Annotated in this window: 14 protein-coding genes; 12 read left to right on the top strand and 2 right to left on the bottom strand. The window is 27.2% G+C overall.

Annotation, left to right across the window (positions count from 1 at the left end; translation table 11 throughout):
- Positions 1 to 11 precede the first annotated feature (11 nt).
- From minD to NON08_RS09650, 12 genes are all read left to right on the top strand, one after another.
- A complete protein-coding gene (minD, locus tag NON08_RS09595; RefSeq protein WP_256691326.1) occupies positions 12 to 803 on the top strand; it encodes a septum site-determining protein MinD in 792 nt (263 codons plus the stop codon).
- A gap of 13 nt (positions 804 to 816) precedes the next feature.
- The gene (minE, locus tag NON08_RS09600) at positions 817 to 1,071 is read left to right on the top strand and encodes a cell division topological specificity factor MinE (RefSeq protein WP_256691330.1); all 255 of its coding nucleotides are present in this window, start codon (positions 817 to 819) and stop codon (positions 1,069 to 1,071) included.
- Positions 1,072 to 1,139: 68 nt separating this feature from the next.
- Entirely contained in the window at positions 1,140 to 2,003 is an 864-nt protein-coding gene (locus NON08_RS09605) for a DMT family transporter (RefSeq protein WP_256691331.1), read from the top strand.
- Between the two features lie 20 nt (positions 2,004 to 2,023).
- Positions 2,024 to 3,310 carry a 4Fe-4S dicluster domain-containing protein gene (locus tag NON08_RS09610; protein WP_256691333.1) on the top strand — a complete coding sequence of 429 codons (1,287 nt, stop codon included), beginning with the start codon at positions 2,024 to 2,026 and terminating at the stop codon, positions 3,308 to 3,310.
- A gap of 21 nt (positions 3,311 to 3,331) precedes the next feature.
- Positions 3,332 to 4,231, top strand: a complete 900-nt coding sequence (locus NON08_RS09615) for an endo alpha-1,4 polygalactosaminidase (protein WP_256691334.1) — start codon at positions 3,332 to 3,334, stop codon at positions 4,229 to 4,231.
- A 12-nt stretch (positions 4,232 to 4,243) separates the two neighbouring features.
- Positions 4,244 to 5,449 carry a GAF domain-containing protein gene (locus NON08_RS09620; RefSeq protein ID WP_256691336.1) on the top strand — a complete coding sequence of 402 codons (1,206 nt, stop codon included), beginning with the start codon at positions 4,244 to 4,246 and terminating at the stop codon, positions 5,447 to 5,449.
- The gene (locus NON08_RS09625; RefSeq protein ID WP_256691338.1) at positions 5,439 to 7,268 is read left to right on the top strand and encodes a DUF2194 domain-containing protein; all 1,830 of its coding nucleotides are present in this window, start codon (positions 5,439 to 5,441) and stop codon (positions 7,266 to 7,268) included. The genes NON08_RS09620 and NON08_RS09625 overlap by 11 nt, the downstream gene beginning before the upstream one ends.
- On the top strand, positions 7,268 to 8,146 hold the full coding sequence (locus NON08_RS09630; protein ID WP_256691339.1) for a hypothetical protein: 879 nt from the start codon (positions 7,268 to 7,270) through the stop codon (positions 8,144 to 8,146). The genes NON08_RS09625 and NON08_RS09630 overlap by 1 nt, the downstream gene beginning before the upstream one ends.
- Complete coding sequence (pelF, locus tag NON08_RS09635) at positions 8,128 to 9,555, top strand: GT4 family glycosyltransferase PelF (protein WP_256691341.1); 1,428 nt, start codon at positions 8,128 to 8,130, stop codon at positions 9,553 to 9,555. Before NON08_RS09630 ends, pelF begins: the two co-directional genes overlap by 19 nt.
- Positions 9,543 to 11,657, top strand: a complete 2,115-nt coding sequence (pelG, locus tag NON08_RS09640) for an exopolysaccharide Pel transporter PelG (RefSeq protein ID WP_256691342.1) — start codon at positions 9,543 to 9,545, stop codon at positions 11,655 to 11,657. Before pelF ends, pelG begins: the two co-directional genes overlap by 13 nt.
- Positions 11,647 to 12,564, top strand: coding sequence for a hypothetical protein (locus tag NON08_RS09645; protein ID WP_256691344.1), 918 nt, complete (start codon positions 11,647 to 11,649; stop codon positions 12,562 to 12,564). Before pelG ends, NON08_RS09645 begins: the two co-directional genes overlap by 11 nt.
- Positions 12,565 to 12,654: 90 nt before the next feature.
- On the top strand, positions 12,655 to 14,337 hold the full coding sequence (locus tag NON08_RS09650; protein ID WP_256691345.1) for an FAD-binding protein: 1,683 nt from the start codon (positions 12,655 to 12,657) through the stop codon (positions 14,335 to 14,337).
- A 34-nt stretch (positions 14,338 to 14,371) separates the two neighbouring features.
- Here NON08_RS09650 and NON08_RS09655 read toward each other — a convergent pair whose 3' ends face one another.
- Together NON08_RS09655 and NON08_RS09660 are read right to left on the bottom strand one after the other, a co-directional pair.
- On the bottom strand, positions 14,372 to 15,052 hold the full coding sequence (locus NON08_RS09655; protein ID WP_256691346.1) for an ABC transporter ATP-binding protein: 681 nt from the start codon (positions 15,050 to 15,052) through the stop codon (positions 14,372 to 14,374).
- Positions 15,042 to 16,025 (bottom strand): ABC transporter ATP-binding protein, encoded by a 984-nt coding sequence (locus NON08_RS09660; protein ID WP_256691347.1) that lies wholly within the window; start codon positions 16,023 to 16,025, stop codon positions 15,042 to 15,044. The genes NON08_RS09655 and NON08_RS09660 overlap by 11 nt, the downstream gene beginning before the upstream one ends.
- Between the last annotated feature and the right edge of the window lie 2 nt (positions 16,026 to 16,027).

Below are 16,027 nucleotides of genomic sequence, written 5' to 3' on the forward strand. Positions count from 1 at the left end.
CAGGAGGAATTATGGGAAAAGTTATTGTAATTACTTCAGGAAAAGGTGGAGTAGGGAAGACGACAAGTAGTGCAAACTTAGGGGCAGCACTAGCTATGCAAAATCAAAAGACACTATTAATTGATACAGATATTGGATTAAGAAATTTAGATGTTGTAATGGGATTAGAAAATAGAATTGTGTATGATTTAATCGATGTTATAGAAGGGGTTTGTAAACCAAAGCAAGCCATTATAAAAGATAAAAGAAATGAAAATTTACATCTACTACCAGCAGCTCAATCAAGAGATAAGAATGCAGTTACTCCTGAGCAAATGAGAGAGTTAATAGATGTATTAAAAGCTGAGTATGATTTTGTATTAGTTGATTGTCCTGCAGGAATAGAGCAAGGATTTAAAAATGCAATCTCAGCAGCAGAGGAAGCATATGTAGTTACAACTCCAGAAATTTCAGCTGTAAGAGATGCAGATCGTATTATTGGATTATTAGAAGCAAATGAAATAAGAAATCCAAAATTAATCGTAAATCGTTTAAGAGTAGAGATGGTTAAGGATGGAAATATGTTAAGTGTAGATGATGTTACAGATATACTTGGAATAAAACCAATTGGAATTGTACCTGATGACGAGAATATAGTTATATCTACAAATAAAGGTGAGCCTTTAGTTTATAGAGGAGAATCTTTAGCTGCAAGAGCATATGTAAATATAGCTTCAAGAACATTAGGACAAAATGTAGAATTTTTAGACTTAGATCCTAAAATTGGATTTTTTGATAAAATAAGAGAAATATTTAAAAAGTAATAGGAGGCGAAATATGGGATTTTTTAGTTTTTTAAATAAAGAAAAATCTAGTTCAGTAGCTAAAGACAGATTGAAGTTAGTACTGATACATGACAGAGCTATGCTGTCTCCAAAAATGCTTGAAACTTTAAAAGATGAATTAATTGCAGTGATATCTAAATATGTAGATATAGATAGAGATTCTTTAAATATTGAAGTTTCTCAAGAAGCTGAAACGGGAAGAGAAACAGCATTAATAGCAAATATACCAATAAAAATAAAGAAATAGTACTTCGGTGCTATTTTTTTTTAGTAAATAGGGGAGTAAAAAAAATAAATAATACAGGGGGAGTAAAGATGAAAAAAGAAAATTTTAGTAAATTCTTATTACTTTTAGTTGCAATGATTTGGGGAAGTGGATTTCCAGCTACAAAAATAATTTTAGATAGTGGTATACAACCATTTGAATTTTTGGCAATAAGATTTTTTATAACAGCTATAGTTATGTTTATTATTATGAGAATAAAAAAAATTAAAGTTGAAAACAATGAGAGGAATTTGGGGATAGTTGCAGGAGTAGTTTTATTTTCAGCCTTTGCATTTCAAACTGTAGGATTAGTTTATACAACTGCATCTAAAAATGCATTTATAACAGGAGCTAATGTTATTTTTGTTCCTTATATAGCCTGGGTATTTACAAAAGAGAAACCAAAGTGGATATATATTTTATCATCTATCATCTGTTTTATAGGAATTGGTTTTCTTTCTTTTGAAAAAAATTTGACAATAAATTTCGGAGATTTTTTAACATTTATATGTGCTATTTGTTTTGCTCTTCAAATTGTAGTGATAGGAAGTAGAATAAAAAATAAAAATCCCTTCACAATTAATGGATTTCAAATGTTTTCAGCAGGAATTATAGGAATTTTGCTGAATATAATATTTGAAGGAGCAACAATCTTTACTAGATCATATGATTTAAAACAGGTTTTAGCATTAATGTATATAATTTTATTTAATACTTTTATCTGTTATTCAATTCAAACATATGCTCAAAAGGAGATTAATCCTAGTCAAGTCTCTTTAATTTTAACAACAGAGATTATTTTTGGAGCGCTATTCTCTGTTTTACTTTTAGGAGATAAAATGACTTTACAAGTTATAATAGGTGGATTACTTATTTTTACATCTATACTATTAACAGAAGTCAAAAAACGATAAAAGTTAATTGGGAGGAAAACATGAGCCATATTGTCGGTAAGTCAGCATATAAAAGTTTAGAGGAAAGATTGAATAGATTTCCTCAAGGAGCACCACCATCTAAAGTTTTATACGATATATTAGCAATATTATTTTCAGAAAGAGAGGCGGAACTAGTAGCTCAGCTTCCAATAAAGCCATTTACATTAAAAAAAGCAGCAGCAATATGGAAAATATCAGAAAAAGATGCTAAGAATATTTTAGATACTTTAGCATCAAGAGCTATTTTATTAGATACAGTTCATAAAGGTGTTCAAACTTATATACTACCGCCACCTATGGCTGGTTTTATAGAGTTTTCTATGATGAGGACTAGAGGAGATATTGATCAACATCTTCTAGGAGAACTTTTATACCAGTATATGAATGTGGAAGAGGATTTTATAAAAGATCTATTTTATAGTGCAGAGACAAAATTAGGAAGAGTTTTTGTAAATGAGGATGCCTTAGAAAAAAGTGAAAAAGCTCAGAGTGCAATGTCATCTAATACTGTAGATAATTTAGTTCAAGTCTTAGACTATGAAAGGGCTTCTCATATAATAGAAACATCTGAGCATATGGGAATAAGTATGTGTTATTGTAGACATAAGATGGAGCATGTGGGAAAAGCTTGTGATGCGCCTATGGATATTTGTATGACTTTTGGAAATGTTGCAAATTCTTTAATAAACAATGGTTATGCTAGAAGAGTTGATAAAATAGAGGGAATGGATCTTCTTCAACAAGCATACGACAGTAATCTTGTGCAGTGTGGTGAAAATGTTAGAGAAGGAGTAACTTTTATTTGTAACTGTTGTGGATGTTGTTGCGAAGCTTTAGTTGCAGCTAAAAAGTTTGGTATGATGCATCCTGTTGAAACAACAAATTTTTTACCTAAAATAAATCATGATAGTTGTATAAGTTGTGGTAAATGCTTAAAAGTTTGTCCTGTAAATGCAATAAAAAAAGTTGAAGATAAGTATGTTGTTCAGGAAGAACTTTGCTTAGGTTGCGGAGTTTGTGGAAGAGCTTGTCCAAAAAGTTGTATTCTGTTACTTCCTCGTGAAACTAGAGTAATTACTCCTGTAAATTCAGTTCACAGATCGGTATTGATGGCTATTGAAAAAGGAATGCTTCAAGAGTTGATATTTGATAATAAAGCACTGTTTAGTCATAGAGCAATGGCAGCCATATTAGGTGCAATTTTAAAGCTATCTCCTGTACATAAACTTATGGCAAGTAAGCAGATGAAGTCAGTTTATTTAGAAAAATTATTAAAAAACTATTAAGTTTAGAAATGGAGAAGATTTATGAAAAAAGTTATAGTTTTCCTATTTATCACGTCGATATCTTTATTAAAGGGAGATGATATGAGTAAATTAAAGATGAGAGAACTTATTAAACAAATAAAAATCCAATCCAAAGAAAAAATATTAGTGCCACAAAATGGAACTAATATTTTTTTTAATGGAGATAAATTAGATGAAGAATTTATTAAAAATATAGATGGGGTTTCACAGGAATCTCTTTTTTATGGTGTAGGAGGAGTAAATAAAGAAACACCAATAGAAGAAAGAAACTATCTTTTGAAAAATTTGGTAGAGATAGAAAAAAGTGGAAAAGTTGTATTTTCAGTAAATTATGCAAATGATAAAAAATTAAGAGATATAATTTTAAAAGATACAAGAAAGTATAATTTTATAGGAGAAGCAGTGCCATCTTATAGTGCTAACGCAATATTTAATCCTCTTCAAAAAAATAGTTCAAAAGATGTATTAAGTTTAAAAGATGTTAAAAATTTTTTATATATATTAAATCCTGAAAAATTTAATAATTTAGATGATTATTATAGAGTTTTAAAAAATACAGATTTTGATTTACTTATAATGGAACCAAGTTTAAATGGAGAATTCTTATCTAAAAAGCAGATAGAATCTTTAAAAGTTAGAAAAGATGGAACTAAAAGATTGATAATTGCTTATTTTAGTATAGGAGAAGCAGAAAATTATAGATATTATTGGAAAAAATCGTGGAATAAAAAATTACCTAGTTGGATTGTAAAGGAAAATGAGAATTGGAAAGGTAATTATATAATAAAATATTGGGATTTAGAGTGGAAAGAGATTATAAAAAATTATCAAAAGAAATTAGATGATATAGGAGTTGATGGATATTATCTAGATACTATTGATACATATGAACAGTTTTAAAGGTGGTTTATTATGAAAAAAAATTTTTTTATAAGTATAGCAGAAAGTATTTTATATTGTCTTTTAGTATATTTAATATTTTTTTATTATTCAAATTTTAAAAGTGAATTTTTAACTATGAATATACAACCTTTAGCTATTGTAGTTGGGTTAATAGCTTTAAAATATGGAGTTTACAGCAGTTTACAAACTGTTTTAGTAGCTTCATTTTTTTATATTTTTTCATATTATCAACTAGGAAATGACCCAGTTGTTTTCTTTTTAGATTTTAATTACTATAAATTTATATTAATATTCTTTTTTATAGCATTAACTCTAGGAAGAGTTTCAGATAACTTTAGAAATAGAATAGTTGAACTACAAGAAAAAAATATAGATTTAGATGAAAGATTAAAAAGTCAAAGAGAAAAAAACATTATGTTAGTAAATATAAATGAAAGATTAAAAACGAGAATAATAGGAAGTAAGGAGAGTATTTTAACTTTACATCAAATAACTTCTTCAATATTAACAGAAAATGTAGAGCGAATATTCACACAGATCTTAGAAATTTTAATAGATTTTTTAGGAAGTGACGTAGTTTCAATATACATTTATAATAAAGAGAGAAATATTTTTCGAGGAAGAATAAAAATTGGGAATAGTTTATTGCCTAATTTTATTGAGGTTAAAGAGGGTGATTTATATTCTAAAGTTTTAAAAAATAAAGTTACTTTAGAAGGAAACAGAGAGCTAAAAGAACCAGTTTATATTTCTCCAATTTTAAAAAATAATGAAGTAGTAGGAGTTATTAATATTGAAAGATTAAAATATGGAAATGAAGAGAAATATTTGCTAGAACTTTTTAAAGTTATTAGTCAATGGATAAATAATGCTTTGGTAAAAGCTTTTGAAGAAAATGAAAAAGAAATAAAAAATAATGTTTTTGAAAATACAAGAATTTATAACTTAAAATACTTTTCCTATGTATTAGAAGAGGATAAGAAAAGAAAAAAACTTTTTAATACAGAATATATAGCTTTAGAAGGAAAAAATCCAGGATTAACACCAATTCAATTAAATGAACTATTGAAAGGAAAAGTTAGAGATATAGATATTATAGGTATGAATGAAGAGGTTATAAAATTTTTATTTGTAAATGCTTCTAAAAAAGATAAAGATCTTCTCACTAAAAGAATTGGAGATATATTGTTAGGAGTTGAACTTTATGAAATCTAAATATATATTGGGATTAGTATTAGTAGCGGTTTTTTTCTTTCAAGAGCTAAGAGTAAAAAATATAGAAGATCTATTTAATTTGAAGCAAACTTACAACTTCGAACTTCCTCCACCAATTTCTGGAAATTTAAAAATAGATAATCCAAAAAAATATTTAGTGCTATATGAAGAAAAAAGTGAAGGAAGCGAAGAAATAAAAAATGGAGTAGAAGAGGTTTTTCGATTTTCTAAAATAAAGTATGATATTTTACCAATTTCCACTACCAAGGTATTAGATTTAAAAGATTATAGTTTAATACTATTAGTAGCAGAAAATTATAGTGGATTAACTTATGATAATTATATAAGAATAAAAGAAGGAGTTGAAAGTGGTAAAAATCTTTTTATAACAGAAAGAGCTTACAGAAGTCCTTTTAATTCTTTAGCAGGTATTGAAAAAGTAGATGAATTTATTGAAACAAAAAGTTTTCAATTTAAAAAAGAGATATTTCCAGGTTTAAAAAATTTAAGGCCTGGAAGCATTATTTTTGGGAGTTCAGGTTTGAAAATAACATTGAAAAATGACGTGGATATAATTGCTACAACTGACGATCAAAAACCACTAATGTGGATTAATAAATATGGAAAAGGAAAAGTTTTTTATAGCAATTCAACTTTATTTCAAGGGAAAATATTTAGAGGAATTATGAAACAACTTATTAGTTATATTGAAGACGTTTCTTTTTATCCAATTTTAAATTCAAAAATTCTTCAAATAGATGACTTTCCATCTCCTATTCCAGTTGTAGAAAATGAAATAATTCAAAAAGAGTATGGACTAGATACAAGTGGATTTTTTAATCTTATTTGGTGGCAAGATATGATGGGAATTGTTGAAAGACAAAGACTTAAAATGACTGGTTTTTTAATTGTGGAATATAATGATTTAACAGTGAAAGATAAAATACTTGGAATTGGAAAGAGAACGTTTAATGACTTAAGCAAAAGAGGAAGAGAGTTAAAATCTATAGGAGGAGAATTAGGATTACATGGATACAATCACTACTCTTTAGGTTTAGAAAAGGAAATTAATTATGAACATTATGGATATACCCCTTGGGAAAGTGTAGATGCTATGAAAAAAGGTTTAACTATAGCTAAAGATGAGATTAAAAAACTTTATGGGGATAACTTTCATATATACAGTTATGTTCCACCTAGTAATTTGTTGCCTAAAAGTGGTAAACAAGCTATAGTAAAAACTTTTCCAGATTTAAAAGCATTTTGTGGAATATTTTATGGAGAATATGAACCAGGATTACTTTTACAAGAGATAGGAAGAGATCCTGATTTTAAAGATGTATATAGCTTGCCAAGAATGTCTTCAGGATTTTTTTATAATGATACAATTATTTGGCAAATATTAAATGGAATAGGTGCTTATGGTTATCTTTCTCATTTTATTCATCCAGATGATATTATGGATAAAGAAAGAGGAGAGGGAAAATCTTGGGAAGAACTAAAAAAAGAGTTTGAAAAAATTTTTTATACTATAAATAAAGAATATAGTGTATTAGAGCCCAATATTCAGAGTGAAATGACCTATAATTATAGTGTTATAGAAACAATAAGTGTTGCGTATGAGAAAAAAGATGAAAATGTATATATAAATATTGATAACTATAGAGACGAGTTTGCAGCTCATTTTAGAGCAAAAGGAAAAAAAATAATTAATGTCATAGGTGGAGAATTTAAAGTAATAAATAAAACATCAGAAGATATTCTGTATCTAATAAGTGTTAAAAGTCCAGAGTTAAAAATTGTTATGGAGGATTTCTAATGAAGATAAAATGTTTATTATTAGGGTTAGTATTTTGTATTGCAGATACAATCTTATTTATATATTTTCAAAATGAATTTTTAACATTTAGATCTAAATTCTGGATAGGGCATATGTTATTAGCCATACTTTTTATATATATAACAAACAAGTTTTCAAAAGACAAACAATTTGATATATTTATTTTAATTTTTCCAATAGTAGGTTATATATTGTTTATGATTAATAAAGTTTTATTTTTTAGAAAATATTTTAATAGTGAAGTTGAAATAAATGAGGATTTAGAAAAATATATATTAAATGAAGAGAAAGAGATTATAGTTAATCAATCTATTGATCTGAATTTAATTGGTGCATATGACATACTCTCTGTTGGGACTCCAGTAGAGAAAAAAAACTTTTTAATAGGTTTTGAAACTCAAAATTTAAGTTTTAAGGTTCAAATTTTAAAAAAAGCTTTATGGGATTCAGATATAGAGGTTATACATTATGCAGCTACAGAGATAAATAAAATAGATGAAAATTTTCAAAAGTTAATCAAAGAGAAAACATTAGAAAAAGATTTAAACTCTTTGTGTAATATCTATTTTGATTATTGTACTTCTGGACTTTTAGTAGGAGAAGTTTTAGAGTTTTATCAACTTAAATTTATAGAACTTATTAAAGAGAAGGGGTCTTTAGAAGTATATGATTACTATAAACTTTTGATCATATATAGTGATATGAAAGAGTATGAACTTTGTAGTAAATTGATTATTAAAATTAAAGAGAGTAAGAGATATAATACAGAAATTTTAAATTTTATAAAAAAATATTATTATGATTTAAATGATTATAAAATGTTGAAAGAGGTTGAAAAATGGCAAGAATCTGTCTAATATGTGAAGGATCTTATCCATATGTTGTAGGTGGAGTTTCATCTTGGATACAAGAGCTTGTAAAATCAAATGAAGAGCACGAGTTTTCAATAGTATGCATAATACCAAATTTAGAGTTTGCAAAGAATAAGTATGAAATTCCTAAAAATATTGTTGAGATAAAAAATGTAGTTTTAGATAAAAAATATGAGGTTTCGCCATTTAAAGTTTTAAAAAATAGAGTTATTTTTAATAAATTAGAAAATGAAATAGAAAAAGTTTTAAACTTTAAAACAGAAGAATTAAAAGAAACAACTAGAATTATAAAAAAAATATCAAATAAAAAATATGGAAATCCATTAGAGATAATATTAAATAAAAGTTTTTGGAACAGTTTATTAAAATACTATAATAAAAATTATGAAGATATTGGTTTTAATACCTTTTATTGGACTTATAGAAATATATTTTTAAATTTAATATCCTTAGCACAAGAGGATTTACCTAAGGCGGATATATACCATCCAGTTGCTACAGGATATTCAGGATATATTTCTGCTTTAGCTAAGTTACAAAATGGAGGCTCACTTTTATTAACAGAACATGGGATATACCCAAGAGAAAGAGAGGAAGAGATTATTGGAGCTAAGTGGATCGAGAAAGATTTTAAAAAAATATGGATAGATTTCTTTTATTTTCTATCTAAGTTAACTTATGATGAGTGTGATAAAATTATATCTCTATTTGAGTATAATAAGCAATTACAAATAGAAAATGGAGCTAAAAAAGAGAGATGTAAGGTTATTCCAAATGGAATAGATGTAGATATGTATTCTAAAATTATACATGAAAAAAGAGATGGATTTAGTGTAGGATCAGTTTTGAGAGTAGTTCCTATAAAAGATGTAAAAATGATGTTAAAAGGATTTAAAATGGCTCTTCCAAAATTAAAAAATACAAAACTATATCTAATAGGGCCAACTGAAGAAAATAAAGAGTATTATAATGAATGTTTAGAATTAGTAAGAAATTTACAACTTGAAGATGATGTTATATTTACAGGAAGAGTAGACGTGAAAGAGTATTATAAATTTTTAGATATTTTATTATTAACATCAATATCAGAAGGACAACCACTTAGTATTTTAGAAGGGTTAGCTTGTGGAATACCATTTATAGCTACTGATGTAGGGAATTGTAGAGAGATATTAAAAGAGAAAGAGGAGGGAGAAGCTGGGATAATAGTTCCACCTACTTCATACTCAGATTTAGGGGAAGCAATAGTTTCATTTTTTCAAAATAAAGAAAAAATAAAAGAGATGGGAATAGTTGGAAAAAAAATTGTAGAAAGATATTATTCTAAAAAACATTTTATTGATTCTTATAAGATATTGTACAAAGAGTTAGGAGAGAAGAGATGGCAGGAATAGGATTTGAATTGAAAAATTTATTTTCTGAAGAAAATAGTACGTTAGAAGATATAAAAGCTATAGCTTACTCAGCTCTTATAGGAGTAGGACCTTGGCTTATAACTGTAATTACTTTAAATGTATTAATGTTTGTTGGGAAACAATATATCTTACTGAGAAGTGAAAGAAACTTATTCATGACAGCTATTGTATATTCATTTATATTTTCTCAACTTTTAACAGGAACTATTCAATATTTAATAACAAGATTTATTTCAGATTGTATATATTCAGGAGAACAGAAAAAGCTGCGTTCAACATATATTGGAGCAATAAAATTTATAACACTAATAGCATTTTTTATAGGTGTATTTTATTTTAAAAATACAAATCTATCTTGGTTTTTTACATATACATTAATACTATTATTCTGTTTTCTATCAGGTATTTGGATAAGCATGAATTTTATATCTGTTATAAAAGATTATAGCTATTCTATTATAGCTTATGTCTTAGGGAATGTTGTAGCTATTTTAATGGGACTATATTTATTAGAGTATTCAAAAAATGATTTTTTTAAAAGTAATTTAGCTTTTTCAATTGTTCTTTCTTATACAGTAGGGATAGCAGTAACATTTTTTATGTTATATATCTATTTAACCTATATATTTGAAAATTCTCAAGAAAATGAATTTGAGTTTTTAAGATCATTTAAAAGATATTCTTCATTAAGTTTTATTGGAATATTTTTAAATTTTGCTATGTGGTCTCATGTTTTTATAAATTGGATATATGGAAGTTCATATAGGGTAGGTGGAGTATTTTTAAGTTCACCTTTATACGAAGTAGCAGTATTTTACGCATTTTTTTTAACAATTCCCACAATGATATATTTTTTAGTTTTTATGGAAACAAAATTTTTCCCAAATTACAAGAGATATTATGCTATGTTAACATTAAATGGAAAGTTAAGGGAGATTAACGAGGAAAGAAAAAAGATGATGGAGATTTTAAAAGATGAGATCTATTACATAATGGAATTACAATTTTTTATCTCTCTTTCAGTAGCATTAATTTCAAAATTGATATTTTTAAATTTTGGTATGGATTTATATTTGTTAGATCTTTTTAGAATTATGATATTTGCGGCGTATTGTACAGTTTTTATAACTATATATATAACTATATTTTTATATTTTGATTCTAGAAAAGAAGCACTTTTTATATCCTGTTTGTTTTTTTTATTGAGTGTATTATGTACCTTAGGGACATCTTTTTTAGGTGAAAAATATAGTGGGTTAGGCTTTTTTATAGCCTCTTTTATAACTCTTATATGTTCTGAGTTAACTTTAGAAAAAATTTCAAAAGATTTAAACTATATAACTTTTTACAAACAAAATTTTTCTTTTAATATTCAAGCTCCAATAATTGAAAAAGTTGAAAAAATATTAAATAAGAGATTTTTATTACCAATTTTAGTGGCTATTATTTTGCTGATAAGTGGATGTACTTCATCTCATACCCAAGATGGTTTTAATATGAAAACTAAAAGAAACTGGCACACAATGAGTTATTACAATAAAGCTGGATTTGATTATGATGGATATAATCAAGAGGGGATAAACTCTAGGGGATTTACAAAAGAGGGATGGAATACATATACAGATTCTCCCTATGATTATTCCAACTTTGATTTTACAGGTATAAATAGTGAAACTGGTAAGAATATTGATAAAAGAGGATTTGATTATAAGGGATACAACTATTTAACAAAATCAAAATATGATAAAAATGGATTTGATTTTTTAGGAATAAATAAAGAAACAAATACAGAGTATGATAAAAATGGATGGACATGGTATGGATTGAATAAAGAGACAAATAATTATTATGATAAAGCTGGATATAATTATGAAGGTTATAATGAAGAGGGATATAATAGAGCAGGATATGATATAAATGGAAATAAAAAACCAAAAGAAGAGATAGAAAATATTACAGGAAACCAGAATGAAGAAGAGCTTTATGATAAGGATGGTTACGATAAATACGGTTATGATGAAAATGGAGTAAATAGAGAAGGATTTAATAGAAAAGGGGTGTATGTGGGAGATGAATATTAAGCAAATAGTTTATATATTTTTTCTATTTAATATGACCTCTTTTGCTGTTGGTCGAGAGATCTTAAACTTTTATATAGAGGAATCAGAAAACAATATTTATCAAAATTATGGAGAGTTAGAAAGTAAGGCTGGTAAAAAATTTTATAAGTGGAAAATAGGAACTGGATCATCAAATCTTAATGAAAATTGGATTTTTGACTATGATATAGAAAAAAAATATGATAAAGAGGAGAATACTGATGGATGGGAAAATACCTTTTCTTTATCTAGAAAATTAACAGAAAAAGAGATTTTTGGAAAAAGTTGGTATATGGATATAGGACCATATGTTAAATATAATGTAAGTGATATAGCTGGAGATTTTGGTGAAGATTTTAAAGAAAATAAATATTCTTTGAGATACAGAGTCAGAACAAATTCAGATTTAGGTTTAGGTGGAGCTTATTGGGGAGTTGACTTTTTTATTTCATCTATTGATACAAACTCAAGAGATGGATACTCTTTTGAGGGAAACTTCACAGGAAATATAAATTTAGGATATGGTTTTCAGAATTTTTTCACAATTTACAACGAGTATTTAGATTATGCTAACAATAGAGGAACATATTTATTTAGAGTTGAAAATAACTTTAGATGGACATACGATCTTAGTGAAAAATTTGCTTTGTCAATAGATTCAGAAATAGATTCGTATAACTATTTTAGAAATACAGATCAAGATAAATCTTTTAAATTTAATATAGGTCCATATATATTGTACAGTCAAGATATAACTGATGAATTCCGTATATTTGCTAAGGTTGGAGTTGTAGGATATAATTTTGAAGAGGTTAAAACAAAATTTTCAAGTGTTTCTGAATCTGGACTATATATAAAAATTAGATGTGGTTTTGAATATATTTTTTAAAAAAATAGTTAAAAACATTGCTAAAAAAATCATTATGTGCTAAAATTTTCTTTGAATATTTGTTCAGATATAAAAGAAAAAGGGGTAATAATGAAAGTAAACAGGTGTAAATTAGCAATATTTTTGGCAAGTTTAATGTTAATGGCTTGCGGTGAGAAGGAAAAATCTATTATAGGTAAAGGAAACGGATTTTCTGGAGAGATTAAAGTAAATGTAATTACAAAAGGGGATAAGATTGAAAATCTTGAGTTAGTTTCAGATAATGAAACTTCACATATAATGTCAAGATCATTTCCAATTTTAAAAGATAGAATTTTAAAAGCTCAATCTCCAATTGTTGACAGTGTATCAGGAGCAACTTATACATCTTTAGGAGTTAAAAGAGCAGTAGCTGCAGCTTTAAAAGAGGGTGGAAAGGATTTTGGTAGAATAACTGTTAAAACAGCGGGGCCAGAGCAACCAGTAGCTTATTTAGAGCCGGTATCTACAGATTTAGTCATAGTTGGTGGAGGACCAGCAGGTCTTGCAGCAGCAATATCTGCAAAAGAAGCTGGATTAAATAATATAATATTAATAGAAAAATTAGATATATTAAGTGGAAATGGAAAATACGATATGAATTTCTATGATCTAATTAATTCAGAAGCAGAAAAAAATGCAGGAGTAGAGGATTCTGTTGAAAAATTAATAGCTGATAATACAAACTGGATGGATACTCCAGAGAGAACTAAAGCCCAAGCAGAAGGAGCATCAAAGTTAGACTCTTGGTTAAGAAGTATGGGAGTAAAGCTAAACCATTATTATGGAAAAAGAGGTCATATGGCTGAAAAAGATGCTTATGCTGGAGAAGAGGTTCAAGATGGAATGGAAGCAAAAGCTAAAAGCTTAGGAATAGATATAAGAACAGGAACTAGAGGAACAGATTTTGTTGTAGAAGATGGAGTTATTAAAGGGATTAAAGTTCAAAATGGAAATAACTTCTATGAAATAAAGGCAAAAGCTATTGTTATGGCAACTGGAGGATTCTCAGCAAATAAAGATCTATTAGCAAAGTATTCTCCTGGAACAGAAAAATTACAAACTTCAAATCAACTTGGAGCAACTGGAGATTTTATACCTGTATTTGAAGAAAATAATATACAATTAGCTAATTTAGATGAGTTAAATTTATTTCCATTTATAGTTAGAACTACTAGAGATTTAACTGGTGGTGGAGATGGATTTATGCTAGTTAACGCAAATGGAGAAAGATTCTTAAATGAAAATATCTCTAAAAATGACAGATTTAAAGCTGCTCAAACAATTCTTGCACAACCAGAAGGAAAAGCATTCTATGTATATGATCAAGCTTTATACGAGTCAAGCTATCGTTTACAAAAACATACAGCAAAAGGATATCATGTAAAAGCTGATACATTAGAAGAGTTAGCACAAAAACTTGGAGTACCAGCAGATAAATTAGTTGCTACAAGAGATCATTTTAACAAGGCTATACGTGGAGAGGAACAAGATCCATTTAGAGAAAAGCCATTTAAAAGAGAGTTTAGAACAGAGGGGCCATTCTATGGAGTTCAAGTAGAATCAGCAGTTCATATGACTAGAGGTGGAGTAGTAGCAAATGAAAAAACTGAGGTATTAGATGTGGATGGTAACGTAGTACCAGGTGTATTCGCTGCTGGAGAAGTTACAAATAGTAGTGCAGCTTACAGTGCAGCTGTTATATTTGGGCGTATAGCAGGAGAAAATGCAGTTAAATTTATAAATAAGCAATAATAATATAAAAAGAGGGATATTTATATCCCTCTTTTTATATATATGAAATTTCTCCATTTTTTAAAGAGATAACTCTGTCACACATATATTTTACAACATTAACATCATGAGATATAAAAATATATGTTAGATTTAGTTTTTTTTGTAATTCAATTAATAGATTTAAAATTTGAGCTTGAACAGAAATATCTAGAGCTGATACAGATTCATCTAAAACAATAATTTTAGGTTCTATTAATAAAGCTGCTAAAATTAAAACTCTTTGTTTTTGGCCACCACTCAGTTGATTAGGATATTTATCTAAATAATCTTTAGATAAACCTACTAATTCCATCATAGACACTATTCTATTTAAACGCTTATCTTTTGGATAGTTTAGAATATCTAAAGGTTGATTTAGATGCCAGCCTATAGTTTTCCTAGGATTAAGTGAAAGATAAGGATCTTGTAAAACCATTTGTAAATCTTTTCGATATTCTAAAATCTCTTTTTTATTGAAATTAAAGATATTTTTGTCTTTATATATGATCTCTCCAGAATCTTGAGATAGAAGTAAAAGAAGAATTTTTCCAAAGGTACTTTTTCCACATCCACTAGGACCTACAAAACCTAAAGTTTCACCTTCAAAGATATCAAAAGAAACATCTTTTAAGACAATAGAATTTCTAAAATTTTTATTTAAGTTTTTTATTTTTAAAATTATATTATTTTTCATAAGAATTATCCTTTATGGGATTTATACAACGAATACCCGTATTATTTTTTTCATTTAATATAAATTCTATTTTTTGTTGTTTGCATTTTTCTAAAGACATAGGGCACCTAGGAGAGAATACACAACCTTCAATTATATCATTTACTCCTGGAATTCCACCACTCATAACCTTAATAGGTTCTCCTTTTTTAAAATTTTTAGGAAGAGAAGCAAGTAAACCAGCAGTATAGTGATGAGCTGGTTTGGAGAAAATATCCTTTGTTGTTCCACTCTCTACAAGTTGTCCAAAATACATAATAAGAGAGTTTTCTGTAAAATTCTCAATAACTTCTAAATCATGGGATATTAATATTATAGCTGTCTCATATTTCTTCTGTATATCTTTTAATAGATTTAAAATTTGATTTTGAATATTTTTATCTAGAGCTGTAGTTGGTTCATCAGCGATGATAATTTTAGGGTTATTGGCAATAGCCATAGCAATCCCGATTCTTTGGCCTTGTCCTCCACTAAGTTCATGAGGATATTTATTGAATATCTCTAAAAAATTATCTTTAAAACCAACATCAGATAAAACTTCAAAAGTTCTATTGAGTCTCTCTTTTTTATTTAGATTTTGATGTTTTTCAATAACTTCTAAAATTTGTTTTCCAACTTTCATCAATGGATTTAATGAACTAATAGGATTCTGAAAAATAATAGAAAATTGATTACCTCTAATTTTTTCTAAATCTTTTTCAGAACTTTTACACATATCTATTCCTAGAAATTTGATACTTCCATTTGAAACCATTAAATCTTCAGACAAAAGATTTAAAAGGCTCATAGCAGTGACAGTTTTTCCACTTCCACTTTCTCCAACAATTCCTAAAGCCTCGCCTTTTTTTAAAGTGAAAGATACATCCTCAACAACAACTCGATTAATTTTTGAAATCTCTTTTATGGATAAATTTTTAACTTTTAAAATAATCATAT

Origin of the sequence: Cetobacterium sp. NK01, assembly GCF_024506395.1 — a bacterium.
GTDB lineage: Bacteria > Fusobacteriota > Fusobacteriia > Fusobacteriales > Fusobacteriaceae > Cetobacterium_A > Cetobacterium_A somerae_A.